This is a genomic window from Caenimonas soli (assembly GCF_013155545.1).
Classification (GTDB): domain Bacteria; phylum Pseudomonadota; class Gammaproteobacteria; order Burkholderiales; family Burkholderiaceae_C; genus Ramlibacter; species Ramlibacter soli.
On record NZ_JABJVV010000006.1, the window covers coordinates 121,117 to 133,301 of the forward strand.

At 64.3% G+C, this 12,185-nt stretch carries 13 protein-coding genes and 1 tRNA gene; 6 read left to right on the forward strand and 8 right to left on the reverse strand.

The window, feature by feature from the left end:
* Positions 1 to 4 precede the first annotated feature (4 nt).
* From pilB to HNE04_RS10910, 4 genes are all read right to left on the reverse strand, one after another.
* Positions 5 to 1,741 (reverse strand): type IV-A pilus assembly ATPase PilB, encoded by a 1,737-nt coding sequence (pilB, locus tag HNE04_RS10895; RefSeq protein ID WP_172218719.1) that lies wholly within the window; start codon positions 1,739 to 1,741, stop codon positions 5 to 7.
* 484 nt (positions 1,742 to 2,225) lie between these two features.
* Positions 2,226 to 2,861, reverse strand: coding sequence for a hypothetical protein (locus HNE04_RS10900; RefSeq protein WP_172218721.1), 636 nt, complete (start codon positions 2,859 to 2,861; stop codon positions 2,226 to 2,228).
* A gap of 107 nt (positions 2,862 to 2,968) precedes the next feature.
* Positions 2,969 to 3,045: transfer RNA gene (locus HNE04_RS10905), tRNA-Pro, on the reverse strand.
* Positions 3,046 to 3,072: 27 nt separating this feature from the next.
* Positions 3,073 to 4,056: a polyprenyl synthetase family protein gene (locus HNE04_RS10910; RefSeq protein ID WP_235964928.1), complete on the reverse strand. Its 984-nt coding sequence runs from the start codon at positions 4,054 to 4,056 to the stop codon at positions 3,073 to 3,075.
* A 150-nt stretch (positions 4,057 to 4,206) separates the two neighbouring features.
* On the opposite strand from HNE04_RS10910, the gene rplU reads away from it, so the two are divergent.
* From rplU to proB, 4 genes are all read left to right on the forward strand, one after another.
* Positions 4,207 to 4,518, forward strand: a complete 312-nt coding sequence (gene rplU / locus HNE04_RS10915) for a 50S ribosomal protein L21 (RefSeq protein WP_172218723.1) — start codon at positions 4,207 to 4,209, stop codon at positions 4,516 to 4,518.
* A 15-nt stretch (positions 4,519 to 4,533) separates the two neighbouring features.
* On the forward strand, positions 4,534 to 4,791 hold the full coding sequence (rpmA, locus tag HNE04_RS10920; protein ID WP_172218725.1) for a 50S ribosomal protein L27: 258 nt from the start codon (positions 4,534 to 4,536) through the stop codon (positions 4,789 to 4,791).
* A gap of 67 nt (positions 4,792 to 4,858) precedes the next feature.
* Positions 4,859 to 5,926, forward strand: coding sequence for an Obg family GTPase CgtA (cgtA, locus tag HNE04_RS10925; RefSeq protein ID WP_172218727.1), 1,068 nt, complete (start codon positions 4,859 to 4,861; stop codon positions 5,924 to 5,926).
* The gene (gene proB, locus HNE04_RS10930; RefSeq protein WP_172218729.1) at positions 5,923 to 7,053 is read left to right on the forward strand and encodes a glutamate 5-kinase; all 1,131 of its coding nucleotides are present in this window, start codon (positions 5,923 to 5,925) and stop codon (positions 7,051 to 7,053) included. The genes cgtA and proB overlap by 4 nt, the downstream gene beginning before the upstream one ends.
* Here the strand turns inward: proB and HNE04_RS10935 are convergent.
* The gene (locus HNE04_RS10935; protein ID WP_172218731.1) at positions 7,050 to 7,556 is read right to left on the reverse strand and encodes a CNP1-like family protein; all 507 of its coding nucleotides are present in this window, start codon (positions 7,554 to 7,556) and stop codon (positions 7,050 to 7,052) included. The two genes, proB and HNE04_RS10935, sit on opposite strands and share 4 nt — an antisense overlap.
* A complete protein-coding gene (locus tag HNE04_RS10940; protein ID WP_172219115.1) occupies positions 7,546 to 8,187 on the reverse strand; it encodes an RNA pyrophosphohydrolase in 642 nt (213 codons plus the stop codon). Before HNE04_RS10940 ends, HNE04_RS10935 begins: the two co-directional genes overlap by 11 nt.
* An 89-nt stretch (positions 8,188 to 8,276) precedes the next feature.
* Between HNE04_RS10940 and HNE04_RS10945 the strand changes: the two genes are divergently transcribed.
* Complete coding sequence (locus tag HNE04_RS10945; RefSeq protein ID WP_172218732.1) at positions 8,277 to 10,022, forward strand: proline--tRNA ligase; 1,746 nt, start codon at positions 8,277 to 8,279, stop codon at positions 10,020 to 10,022.
* Positions 10,019 to 10,702: a lytic transglycosylase domain-containing protein gene (locus tag HNE04_RS10950; RefSeq protein WP_172218733.1), complete on the forward strand. Its 684-nt coding sequence runs from the start codon at positions 10,019 to 10,021 to the stop codon at positions 10,700 to 10,702. The genes HNE04_RS10945 and HNE04_RS10950 overlap by 4 nt, the downstream gene beginning before the upstream one ends.
* Before the next feature lie 5 nt (positions 10,703 to 10,707).
* On the opposite strand, the gene HNE04_RS10955 is transcribed toward HNE04_RS10950, so the two are convergent.
* Together HNE04_RS10955 and grxD are read right to left on the reverse strand one after the other, a co-directional pair.
* Positions 10,708 to 11,706, reverse strand: a complete 999-nt coding sequence (locus HNE04_RS10955) for an AAA family ATPase (RefSeq protein WP_172218747.1) — start codon at positions 11,704 to 11,706, stop codon at positions 10,708 to 10,710.
* A 117-nt stretch (positions 11,707 to 11,823) separates the two neighbouring features.
* On the reverse strand, positions 11,824 to 12,150 hold the full coding sequence (gene grxD, locus HNE04_RS10960) for a Grx4 family monothiol glutaredoxin (RefSeq protein WP_172218749.1): 327 nt from the start codon (positions 12,148 to 12,150) through the stop codon (positions 11,824 to 11,826).
* Positions 12,151 to 12,185: the final 35 nt, after the last annotated feature.

The following is a 12,185-nucleotide window of genomic DNA, read 5'->3' on the forward strand; positions in this document are numbered from 1 at the left end:
AATCTTATAAGTTGGTGCAGCCCAGCACCTCTTCGAGCGAGGTGACCCCCAACCTGACCTTGTTCAGGCCCGATTGGCGCAGGCTCTTAACCCCTTCGCTCTCGGCCTGCTTGGCGATCTCCAGCGAGCTGCCGTCGGCCAGGATGATGCGTTGGATGTCTTCGGTGATGGGCATCACCTGGTAGATGCCGACCCGGCCCTTGTAGCCGTTGTTGCAGGCTGAGCACCCGACCGGGCGATAGGGCGTCCAGGTCCCGTCGACGTCCTCTTCCTTGAAGCCCGCGTCGAGCAAGGTTTCGTGAGGGATGTCGGCCGGGGCCTTGCAGGTGGGGCAGAGGCGCCGCGCCAGCCGCTGCGCCGTGATCAGGATGACGCTGGAAGCGATGTTGAAGGGCGCAATGCCCATGTTTCGCATCCGGGTGAGGGTGGTAGGCGCGTCATTGGTGTGCAAGGTGGACAGCACCAGGTGGCCGGTCTGTGCGGCCTTGATCGCGATGTCGGCGGTTTCCAGGTCGCGGATTTCGCCGACCATGATCACGTCCGGGTCCTGGCGCAGGAAGGACTTGAGCGCGGCGGCGAACGTCAGGCCGGCCTTGTCGTTGACGTTGACCTGGTTGACGCCAGGCATATTGATTTCGGACGGGTCTTCGGCGGTGGAAATGTTGACGCCCGGCTTGTTCAGTATGTTCAGGCAGGTGTAGAGCGAAACCGTCTTGCCCGAGCCGGTGGGCCCGGTCACCAGCACCATGCCATAAGGCCTGCTCACGGCGTCCAGCAGGCGCTGTTTTTCCTCGGGCTCATAGCCCAGCGCGTCCACGCCCAGGCGCGCGCTGCTGGGATCCAGGATACGGATCACGATCTTTTCGCCGAACAGCGTGGGCAGGGTGGAGACCCGGAAATCGATGACGCGATCGGGACCGATCTTGAGCTTCATCTTGCCGTCCTGGGGGACGCGCTTCTCCGAGATGTCCATGCGCGAGATGACCTTGATGCGCGAAGCCAGCTTGTCCTTGATGGCTATGGGCGGCGAGGCGATCTCCCGCAGTTCGCCGTCGACGCGAAAACGCACGCGATAGGTAGTCTCGTAGGGCTCGAAGTGCAGGTCGGAGGCCCGCATGCTGAAAGCATCCAGCAGCATTTTGTGCAGGAACTTGACGACAGGCGCGTCCTCGACTTCCGATGTGGCAGCGTCGGCGTCCTCGGTCGTCGACGCCTCCATGGTGGATTCGTCGAACTCGAAATCGTCGCCGATGATGCTGTCCATCGCCTCGGTGGCGCTGGCAGTCCCGGCTTCCACCATCTTGGTGAGCTTGTCGTATTCGGCAATGATCCAGTCCACGCCCATCTGGGTCGCGAACTTGATCTTTTCGGCCGCCTGCTGGTCCGACGGGTCGGCGGTGGCAACGATCAGGCGGTTGTTGCGCTTGCTCAGCACCACCACGCGGAAGGCCTGGCAGATCTTGGGGTCGAGCAGGCTCTTGGGCAGCCGCTGCAGGTCGATGGCTTCCAGGTCCAGGAGGGGCGCGCCGAACGCGGCCGACATGGTGTGGGCCAGATCCGACGCGGACACCGCGCCCGACCCCGTGAGTTCGGCGATGAAGCTGGTTCGGTTGGCCTGGGCCTTCCGGGAGAGTTCCTCTGCCGACTTCTGCCCGAGCTTGCCGGCTGAAATCAGCGCCTTGGCCAGGCCCGGGAGGGCCATGGACGGGGCTTCTAGAACAGAGGGATCGACAGCAGCCATGGGCGAATTTGTACTCGGTGGAAACTAAGCCCTTCCTTTTGTAAAGAGGGGTTCACCGATCATCGCTCATTGCCCAGCTGGTGTAAATATTTCCAGTGGTAACGTGAGGGAGGCAGTTGGTACGAAGTCACGCGGGAAAATACTGGTCGGGGTGAGAGGATTCGAACCTCCGGCCTCTACGTCCCGAACGTAGCGCCTCCCCTGGGAACTCAACCTTGCCATGCAGCCTGAGCGGCTGGTCTGTGTAGCAGAGGCTGCCATTGTAACAAGCGGTACCCCCTGCGGGACTTGAGGGTTTACCTGTGCCGCCGATCACTCTACGCGGGACGACAAAGGGACGCGCACCGAAGGTCAACGACATCCACGGTTGGCAGCCGGTTCGTTCTCAATTTGAGGTTGAACTAGCAGCCACACTATCGCTGCATCCGGCCGGCGGCGCTGAGGACGATCGGTTCGATGAAGCAGGCCCAGGACGCTACGCGAGCTAGCGCGCCGGCGCGCTGAAGGTCTTGAGCTCGCTGTCGCGCCGTCCCGGGCCCTGCACATGCTTGTCAGTGCGCTGCAGCGCCTGTTTCACGAATATGCCGTGCTCGGGACTGAACCACTGCAGGTTCTCGTTGCCAAGGGTGTCACTTGTGCGCACGCGAAAGACCTTGAACGTGCCGGCCGGCACCGTGACCTCTTCGTGCGCCTCGACGGTCTGCCGCGCCTCAAAGGCCGTTTCCTGATTCTGCGGGTGGACCTTAACCTTGTACTGACGCGTCCAGGACTTGCCGACTTCCAGCGGCCAGTCCCAGGAGAGCGGCGGGTCCCAGCTTAACGCCGGCTTGCCATCCCTGCCGAGCACGGTGACCCAGTTGCCATTGGGCATTGCCAGCAGCGTCGTTTGCGGCCCTTCGAACGCGATCATCTCCCGGCCCTCCCAGATGCGCTGCGCACGGCGGCCGGGCACATCGAAGCGGCCATTGCCGTAACTGCCGCTGTCCTGCTGCTGGGTAATCCAGGTGGCGCCGACAGGTGGCGCCACGTAGCGATCGACGCGAGGCGCCGAGGCGCAGCCGGCCACCAGCGCCAGGACCAGCGCGGTCGCAGCAGTCCAGAGAGCGTGGTTGTTGTTCATTGTTCGCTCCTTTCCATTAGCAGCGAAGAATAGTCGACGCACGCCGGACTTCAAGGAAGGGCTTCAGTTCGCCGAGGATGCCTGCCAATGGAATCAACGACAAATACTGGTCGGGGTGAGAGGATTCGAACCTCCGGCCTCTACGTCCCGAACGTAGCGCTCTACCAGGCTAAGCTACACCCCGTCTGACACGCGCCGCTCACCTGAGTAATCAGTTGCGGCGCGCAAGCAGTTGAGCCGCCAATTGTAGCAAACCCTGGCTGTAGGCATTGACGGGGAGGCGGCTCGCCGCATCGACGGCGCGCTGGGCCTCCGCCGCCGCGGCATCGCGAGTGACCTGTAGCGCCCCGGTTTCCTTCACGATCGCCACGATGCGATCCAGCTCGCTCACCGCGCCGGTTTCCACGGCGCTGCGGATGATGTCGCGCTGCTCGGTGTTGCCCCGTTGCATGGCGGCGATCAGCGGCAAGGTGGCTTTCCCCTCGCGCAGATCGTCGCCCAGATTCTTTCCCATCTCGCCCGCGTTGCCGTCGTAGTCCAGCACGTCGTCGATGACCTGGAAGGCCGTGCCCAGGGCCTGGCCGTAGCTGGCGCAGGCCTGCTCCATTTCGGTGCCGGCGCCCGCCAGCACCGCACCCAGGCGCGCGCTGGCTTCGAACAGCTTCGCGGTCTTGGAGCGGATCACGCGCAGGTAGCCCGCCTCGTCCAGCGACGCGTCGTGCATGTTCATCAGCTGCAGCACTTCGCCTTCGGCGATCACGTTGGTCGCGTCGGCCAGGATTTCCATGACGCGCATCTGGCCGGCGTCCAGCATCATCTGGAACGCGCGGGAATACAGGAAGTCGCCGACCAGCACGCTGGCGGGATTGCCGAAGCTCTCGTTGGCGGTCGCCCGGCCGCGCCGCAAGGTCGATTCGTCCACCACGTCGTCGTGTAACAAAGTCGCAGTGTGTATGAATTCCACCACCGCGGCCAGGTTGAAGCGCTGGGGGCCGCGGTAGTCGAGCGCACCGCAAACCAGTAACAAGAGGGCTGGCCGCAGGCGCTTGCCGCCGGCGGAAATGATGTAACGCGAGACCTGGCCGACCAGGGGCACGCCCGAGTCGAGCCGGCGCGCGATCACGGCGTCGACCTCGCGCATGTCGTCGGCGACGAGAGAAAGCACGGAGGCGGTGCTGGTGGAGGAAGCAGTCAAGGCGGAAGTGGAAGAGTTGGCCGATTATAGAAACCAGGCATTACCCGCCTGGCGCAGCCCCCGCGGGCCCGGGGAGTAAACACAAACTATGCTATAGTGTTGGGCTCTGCGGAAATCCGTCCGGAGAGCTCTCAATTTCAAGAGGTCAACATGTACGCGGTCATAAAAACCGGCGGCAAGCAGTATCGCGTTGCTTCCGGCGAAAAAATTAAAGTAGAACAGATTGCTGCGGACGTAGGCCAGGAAATCGTGATCGATCAGGTTTTGGCAGTCGGAAACGGCAGCGAGATCAAGATCGGCACTCCCCTGGTGTCCGGCGCAACTGTGGTTGCCACTGTGGTGGCTCACGGCAAGCACGACAAGGTTCGCATCTTCAAGATGCGCCGTCGCAAGCACTATCAAAAGCGCCAGGGCCATCGCCAGCAGTTCACCGAACTGCAAATCGGCGCGATTGCAGGCTAAGCAGGAGCAGTTGAAATGGCACAGAAAAAAGGCGGCGGCTCTACGCGAAACGGGCGGGATTCCCAGCCCAAGATGCTCGGCGTGAAGGCTTTCGGCGGTGAACTCATCAGCGCCGGTTCCATCATCGTGCGCCAGCGCGGCACCAAGTTCCATCCCGGCACCAACGTCGGCTTGGGCAAGGACCACACCCTGTTTGCCCTGGTGGACGGCCACGTGTCGTTCGCGATCAAGGGCTCGATGAACAAGCAAACCGTGAGCGTGCTCCCGGCGTAATCGATCACTTCGATTTCCCATCGAAGCCCCGACTCGTCGGGGCTTTGTTTTTTATACTGAGCAAGCCATGAAATTCGTTGACGAAGCCTTTATCGACATCGCCGCGGGCGACGGTGGGAACGGCTGCGTCTCGTTCCGCCACGAGAAGTACAAGGAATTCGGCGGCCCGAACGGCGGCGACGGCGGCCGAGGGGGCCACGTCTTCGCGGTGGCCGATTCCAACCTCAACACGCTGGTGGATTACCGCTTCTCGCGCCGCCACGAAGCCAGGAAGGGCGAGCATGGGATGGGTTCCGACATGTTCGGCGCGGCCGGCGACGACATCGTGCTCAAGATGCCTGTCGGCACCATCATCAGCGACGCGGAAACCGGCGAAGTTCTCTACGAACTGCTCAAGCCCGGAGAGGTGATCACCATCGCCAAGGGCGGCGACGGCGGCTTCGGCAACATGCGCTTCAAGAGCGCGATCAACCGGGCGCCGCGGCAGAAGACGCCGGGCTGGCCCGGCGAGAAAAAGAACCTCAAGCTGGAACTCAAGGTACTGGCGGACGTCGGCCTGCTGGGCATGCCCAACGCCGGCAAGTCGACGCTGATTTCCGCAATTTCCAACGCGCGCCCGCGGATTGCCGACTATCCGTTCACCACGCTGCACCCCAACCTGGGCGTGGTCCGCGTCGGCCCCGAACAGAGCTTCGTCGTGGCCGACCTGCCGGGCTTGATCGAGGGCGCCTCCGAAGGCGCGGGCCTGGGGCATCAGTTCCTGCGGCACCTGCAGCGCACGCGGCTGTTGCTGCATGTCGTGGATCTCGCGCCTTTCGACGGCGCCGACCCCGTTGCGCAGGCCAAGGCCATCGTCGGCGAGCTGAAGAAGTACGACCCGGCGCTCTACGAAAAGCCGCGCTGGCTGGTGCTGAACAAGCTGGACATGGTCGATGCGGACGAGCGCGAGGCCAAGGTCAAGGACTTCGTCAAGCGCTTCAAGCACAAGGGGCCGGTGTTCGAGATATCCGCGCTCACGCATGAGGGCTGCGAGGCGCTGGTGAAGGCGGCCTACCGCCACATCAAATCGCAGCAGGTGGCCGAGCAGCCCGCGGTGTATGTCGATCCGCGCTTTGCCGGGGATCCCGCCGAATGAAAACCGGCGCCAGCGTGCTGCGCGATGCCCGCCGCATCGTGGTCAAGGTGGGCTCCAGCCTGGTGACCAACGAGGGCAGGGGCCTGGACGAAACCGCCATCGGCGAATGGTGCCGGCAACTGGCGGCATTGGCCAAGGACGGGCGCGAAGTGATCATGGTGTCCAGCGGCGCTATCGCCGAGGGCATGAAGCGCCTGGGCTGGGTGACGCGCCCGCACGAAATCAATGAACTCCAGGCGGCAGCGGCGGTGGGACAGATGGGCCTGGCCCAGATGTACGAAACCAAGCTGCGCGAGAACGGCATGGGTTCGGCGCAGGTATTGCTGACGCACGCCGACCTGGCCGACCGCGAGCGCTACCTTAACGCGCGCTCCACGCTGCTCACGCTGCTGCAGCTCAAGGTCGTCCCCGTGATCAACGAGAACGACACGGTGGTCAACGATGAAATCAAGTTCGGCGACAACGACACGCTGGGCGCCCTCGTGGCCAACCTCGTCGAGGCCGATGCGCTGGTCATCCTGACGGACCAGAAGGGCCTGTACAGCGCGGACCCGCGCAAGGACCCGGCCGCCACGTTCATCAATGAGGCGCGCGCGGGCGATGCCGCGCTCGAGGCCATGGCCGGCGGCGCCGGCTCCAGCCTGGGCAGGGGCGGCATGATCACCAAGATCCTGGCGGCCAAGCGCGCCGCGGGGTCGGGCGCGTCCACCGTGATCGCCTGGGGCCGCGAACCCGATTGCCTGCTGCGGCTGTCCCGCGGCGAAGCCATCGGAACCTTGCTCGTGGCGCAGACCCAGAAGAGCCAGGCCCGAAAGCGCTGGATCGCGGATCACCTGCAGTTGCGCGGCGCGGTGACGGTGGACGAGGGCGCCGTGGCGAAGGTTCGGGCGGAAGGCAAGAGCCTGCTGCCGATCGGCATGATCACCGTCGAAGGCGAGTTTTCGCGCGGAGACGTGATTGCCGTGCGTGACCCTGCCGGCACCGAGATTGCGCGCGGGCTGGCCAACTATGCCAGCGCCGAGGCACGGCTCTTGTGCCGCAAGCCCTCAAGCGAGATCGAGCGGCTGCTGGGTTATGTGGCAGAACCCGAGATGATCCACCGCACAAACCTGGTGGTCACCCGCTAGCGGCGGGTTTCGTTGCTGAACCGGCTGTCGATGGAAGATCGCAGGTCCTGCACTATCCTCGCAGCGGAACCGTTGGCTCCATGCCCCATGCAGGCCCCGGTACGGGCAATGAGCAGGCTGTGGCGCGACATCGGCTCGTGCAGCGAGCGCCAGGCGGCGTCCTTGGTGGGCGTCCATCCGCTGTCGGGGTTGTGGCGGGCGTACACCTTGTATTCGCCGCTGCTGCAGCGAATGCCTTCGTAGATCGCATTCACGGTGCCGGTGGTGCTGGATGCCACCACCACATATCGCACGATCCCATCGCTGCCCACGGCGACGGAGCCCGGTGCTACGCCAAAGCGCAGGGTCGAGCCCGGGACCTCCAGCGGGATCAGGCCATCGAGTTTGAGCGCCGGCGGCGGCGGAGCTTCGGCTTCCCTCCAATCGGGGTTCTCTGCCCCGAGTTGGGCATGGGCGGCGCAAGCCACGAAGGCCAGTGCAGCAGCGATGGATTCAAGGCGCATGTTTGTCTTCTTGCGGCGGTTTCAGGCCGGACTGTGGGTCGGGCTCGAAGGTAGCGCCCGGCGGCAACTCGAACCCGGCGCCCGGCGCCGGATCCGTGCCATCGTTGTCGTGGTCGCGCCCGCGCATGCCGCTGCGCAGGTAGCGGTTGCGATGGTCGTGGCGCGGAAGAAAGCGAGCCAGTTCGGTCAACGCCATTTCGTAGACGCCACGCTTGAACTCCACCACCACGTCCAGCGGCACCCAGTAATCATTCCAGCGCCAAGCATCGAACTCAGGGTGGTTGGTCGCGCGCAGGTTCAGGTTCCAGTCCTGGCCCATGAGCTGCAGCAGGTACCAGATCTGTTTCTGGCCCTTGTAGTGGCCGCGCGCATCCCGGCGGATGTACCGGTCAGGCACCTCATAGCGCAACCAGTCCCGGGTACGGGCGATGATGCGCACATGCTCGGGCTGCAAGCCCACTTCTTCATGCAGTTCGCGGTACATCGCCTGCTCCGGAGTTTCGCCCCGGTCGATGCCCCCCTGCGGAAACTGCCAGCTGTGGGTGCGTATGCGCTTGCCCCAGAACACCTGGTTCTTCTGGTTGAGCAGGATGATGCCGACGTTGGGCCGAAAGCCGTCCCGGTCAAGCATAATCAAACCCCAAATTTTTAAACTGAGTTCATTATGCACGGCGACACGCGCGCAGGCAAAGGCTCAGTGGCTACCGCCACACGCACCCGATGAAAGCCTCCCAGTTCCTCATTTCCACCCAAAAGGAAGCGCCCGCCGACGCGGAAGTTGTAAGCCACCAGCTCATGACCCGAGCCGGCATGATCAAGAAGCTCGGCGCCGGCATCTACAGCTACATGCCCATGGGCCTGCGCGTCATCCGCAAGGTGGAGGCCATCGTGCGCGAGGAGATGAACCGCGCGGGCGCCGTCGAACTGCTGATGCCCGTCGTGCAGCCGGCCGAGTTCTGGCAGGAAACGGGGCGCTGGGAGAAGATGGGCCCCGAGCTGATGCGCGTGAAGGACCGGCACGACCGCGACTTCATCATCCAGCCGACCAGCGAGGAGGTGGTGACCGACATCGCGCGGCAGGAACTGCGCAGCTACAAGCAGTTGCCGAAGAACCTGTACCACATCCAGACCAAATTCCGCGATGAGCGCCGGCCGCGCTTCGGCGTGATGCGCGCGCGCGAGTTCACCATGAAGGACGCCTACAGCTTCGACCGCGATGTGGCGGCGGCCAAGGCCAGCTATCAGGTGATGGCGCAAGCCTACCGTGCCATCTTCGACCGCTTTGGCTTGCGTTATCGCGCCGTGGCGGCCGACAGCGGCGCGATCGGCGGCGACCTGAGCGAGGAATTCCAGGTGATCGCGGCAACCGGGGAGGACGCCATTGTCTATTGCGCTGCCAGCGACTACGCCGCCAACATGGAGAAGGCCGAAGCACTGCCGCCGCAAGGGTCGCGCAGGGAGCCCCTGCAAACGCTGTCCAAGACGCCGACGCCGGGCAAGGCCACCTGCCCGGATGTTGCGGCTCTGCTGAACGTGCCGCTGGCGACGACCGTGAAGTCGCTGGTGCTGGCCACGGACCAGTTGAACGAGCGCGGCGAAATCATCAAGACCCAGGTCTGGCTGCTGCTCGTGCGCGGCGACCACGACATGAACGAGATCAAGGTCGCCAAGGTGCCGGGCCTCGACGGCGGGTTCCGCTTCGCCACCGTGGCGGAAGTCGTGGAGCACTTCGGCACCAAGCCCGGCTACCTGGGCCCGATCGCCGTGAAGAAACCCGTCAAGGTCGTCGCCGACCGGGAAGTGGCCGTGATGGCCGACTGGATCTGCGGCGCCAACGAAGAAGGCTTCCACTTCACCGGTGTCAACTGGGGACGCGACCTGCCTGAACCCGATGCCATCGCCGACTTGCGCAACGTGGTCGAAGGCGATCTCTCGCCCGACGGCAAGGGAACGCTGGCCATAGAGCGCGGCATCGAGGTCGGGCATGTGTTCTACCTGGGGACCAAGTACAGCGCGGCGATGAGCGCGACGTTCCTGGACGAGACGGGGAAGCCGAAACTGATGGAGATGGGCTGCTACGGCATCGGCATCACCCGGCTGCCGGCCGCGGCCATCGAACAGAACCACGACGAGCGCGGCATCATCTGGCCGGATGCCATCGCGCCCTTCACTGTCGTGGTCTGCCCGATCGGCATGGACCGCAGCGACGAAGTGAAGGCCGCCGCGCAAAAGCTGCACGACGAACTGCAGGCGGCGGGCGTGGACGTGATGCTCGACGACCGCGGCGAGCGCCCGGGCGCCATGTTCGCCGACTGGGAACTGATCGGCGTGCCGCATCGCGTGGTGATCTCGGACCGCGGCCTCAAGGAAGGCCAGCTGGAATACCAGCATCGGCGCGATGCGCAAGCGACCAAGGTCGCGGCGGGCGAAATCCTCGGCTTCGTCAAGGGCCGGCTCGCCGAGTGATCAGCCGCCGCGATTGCCTCAAGACTCTGCCTGCGGGACTGGGCCTCGCGTTGGCCTGGGGGCCGGCGCAAGCGGGCGGGCAGATCGAAGAGCCGCTGGCCGATTCCGTGCGCAACGTGTTGAGCTCGGCGATCGCCAACTCGGCGCCTCCGGTTCCTGAATTCACCGACGTGCAGGGCAGGCTGGCTTACCTGCGCTGGCTTGGCGCGATGAGCCGCCGGCTCGCGAAAAGAAAGACCGAATGGCTGGAGCGCAAGGAGTTCCTGCAGACGGTCTGGTACGAGAGCAGGCGTGCCGGCTTGGATACCGGCCTGGTGCTCGGGCTGATCCAGGTCGAAAGCAATTTCCGCAAGTTCGCCGTGAGTTCGGTCGGCGCGCGCGGCTACATGCAGGTCATGCCGTTCTGGACGCGCGTGATCGGTGACGGCGATGCCGGCAAGCTGTTTCACATGCAGACCAACTTGCGCTTCGGCTGCGTGATCCTGCGCCACTACATAGATCGCGAGCGCGGCGACCTGTTCATGGCGCTGGGCCGCTATAACGGCAGCCGTGGCAAGCCGCCGTACCCGAACGCGGTGTTCGCCGCGAGCAAGAACTGGGACTTCAACGACCCGCCTCCCGTCGAAAGCAGCCCTGACCCGGGCAAGCCGCCGGACAAGGCCCCCAGCGGCCCCGGCTGACCTGCCTATTGCAGGAAGCCCAGCTTGCCCTTGGCGGAAGCGGCCTTGGGCAGGTCGTCCACGGAAATTTCGCCGCGCGCATTGAGCCGGGCATTGCCAAAGCCCGTCATCAGCGCGCGCCGCATGTCGCGCGGCGCAAGTTCGGCCAATTGGTCCAGCACGTCGTCCAGGGGTTCGGCCTCGAAACGCTCGCCCCATCCGTGTTCCGCGCGAATCGAAACGTACAGGTTGCGGGCGATGCGACGCGCCGCCTCGGGCGAGGGCGGTTCGATCTCGAACACGTTCATGCGGTTGAGGATGGGCTCCGGAATGCAGCGCTCGTCGTTGGCCGTCATGATCCAGATCACCTGGCTGGCGTCGATCGCGACTTCCGCGAATTCGTCCATGAAGGCGCCGGCGGTGTCGTGTTCCAGCAGGCTGTACATCGCACCCAGCGGGTCGTACTGCGCGTCGGCACTCGCCTTGTCGATCTCGTCCACCACGATGACCGGATTGGCGTACTGGCCGTCCACCAGCGCTTCGAACACCTTGCCGGGCTTGGCGCCTTTCCACTGCGACGACGCGCCGGAAAGCAGCCAGCCCGCCGTCATGGAGCTCATGGGAACCAGGCTCATGCCGGTGCCCAGCAGGTCGGCCAGCTTGCGCGCGAAATGGGTCTTGCCTATGCCTGGCGGGCCTAGCAGCAGCATGGGGGTGACGTCCAGGCCATCGCGGCAGTCCTGCGACAGGGCGACATGGCGCTTGACGTCGTCCAGCGCCGCCGTGAAGTTGGGCAACTGGTCGTACAGCGACGCCATGTCGGGGATGCCACTGGGCTTGACCTGGAAGCGTTCGGGGCCGCGCTCCAGCATCCGCTCGTAAGTGGTGCGCAGGTTCTCGTGGTCCCTGCCGGGGAGCTTGGCCAGCTTGCGCTCCACGTCGTGTGTGCGGAACACGCTGCGCAGATTGGCAATCGGCAGCTTGAACGAAGAAGACTGATGAGGAACGAGACTGCGTGTTTCCATCGAGCACTCCTAATGCAGGGCTTGCATGCTCATTCCAGCATAAGCCGTGCCAGAGTTCAATGGAGTGTGCTTACGACCGCAAGCGAATGTCAGCAATTGCCGACAGTTCAGCCGCCGTCAGCTTGGGGTGCTGCCCAGCACCTGCTGCAATTCGCCGCTCTGGTACATCTCCATCATGATGTCCGAGCCGCCGACGAATTCACCCTTGACGTAAAGCTGGGGGATGGTCGGCCAGTTGCTGTATTCCTTGATGCCCTGGCGGATCTCGTCGTCTTCCAGCACGTTCACGGTGGTCACTGCCTTGGGATCGACACCGCAGGCTTTGAGGATCTGGATGGCGCGTCCCGAGAAGCCGCACATGGGAAAGCTGGCATTGCCTTTCATGAACAGCAGCACGTCGCTGCCCTTGACCAGCTGGTCGATGCGTTGTTGAGCGTTACTCATGGGGAAATCTCCATACGGGGCCGGTTGCCTGTCAA

Bases quoted from the DNA above. Each gene is read 5' to 3' on its own strand.
- pilB (WP_172218719.1), bottom strand. From the start codon at position 1,741: ATGGCTGCTGTCGATCCCTCTGTTCTAGAAGCCCCGTCCATGGCCCTC.
- cgtA (WP_172218727.1), top strand. From the start codon at position 4,859: ATGAAATTCGTTGACGAAGCCTTTATCGACATCGCCGCGGGCGACGGT.
- HNE04_RS10945 (WP_172218732.1), top strand. From the start codon at position 8,277: ATGAAAGCCTCCCAGTTCCTCATTTCCACCCAAAAGGAAGCGCCCGCC.
- HNE04_RS10955 (WP_172218747.1), bottom strand. From the start codon at position 11,706: ATGGAAACACGCAGTCTCGTTCCTCATCAGTCTTCTTCGTTCAAGCTG.
- grxD (WP_172218749.1), bottom strand. From the start codon at position 12,150: ATGAGTAACGCTCAACAACGCATCGACCAGCTGGTCAAGGGCAGCGAC.
- proB (WP_172218729.1), top strand. From the start codon at position 5,923: ATGAAAACCGGCGCCAGCGTGCTGCGCGATGCCCGCCGCATCGTGGTC.
- HNE04_RS10935 (WP_172218731.1), bottom strand. From the start codon at position 7,556: ATGCGCCTTGAATCCATCGCTGCTGCACTGGCCTTCGTGGCTTGCGCC.
- HNE04_RS10940 (WP_172219115.1), bottom strand. From the start codon at position 8,187: ATGCTTGACCGGGACGGCTTTCGGCCCAACGTCGGCATCATCCTGCTC.
- HNE04_RS10900 (WP_172218721.1), bottom strand. From the start codon at position 2,861: ATGAACAACAACCACGCTCTCTGGACTGCTGCGACCGCGCTGGTCCTG.
- rplU (WP_172218723.1), top strand. From the start codon at position 4,207: ATGTACGCGGTCATAAAAACCGGCGGCAAGCAGTATCGCGTTGCTTCC.
- rpmA (WP_172218725.1), top strand. From the start codon at position 4,534: ATGGCACAGAAAAAAGGCGGCGGCTCTACGCGAAACGGGCGGGATTCC.